The sequence below is a fragment of the Microbacterium sp. H6 genome, from assembly GCF_003314775.1.
GTDB lineage: Bacteria > Actinomycetota > Actinomycetes > Actinomycetales > Microbacteriaceae > Microbacterium > Microbacterium oxydans.
Genome location: NZ_QOAY01000218.1, coordinates 1 through 214, shown reverse-complemented (window position 1 = coordinate 214; position 214 = coordinate 1). Strand labels below are relative to the sequence as shown.

The 214-nt window shown below is 71.5% G+C and carries 1 protein-coding gene; it reads right to left on the bottom strand.

Going from position 1 to position 214, the window contains the following annotated elements; translation table 11 throughout:
* The coding region (locus DSP71_RS23945) for a hypothetical protein (protein WP_258546454.1) at window positions 1-214 on the bottom strand (214 nt) is incomplete at both ends.

Below are 214 nucleotides of genomic sequence, written 5' to 3'. Positions count from 1 at the left end.
GCAGCAGGCGCAGCGGGGTCGGGACGATGCGCGCGTACGTGGCGTCACCGGCGTCGTTCGTGCGGCCGGTCGGGCGCAGCCCGTACCTGTTCAGCGGTCCATAGGCGCCGAGGTACTTCTGATAGTCGCGCCGCAAGGCCGCGCGCGCCTCGGTGATCTCCTCGGTGTCATCGACGGTCGCCGCTTCCATCGCCAGCAGCGCGGTCGCGCGATC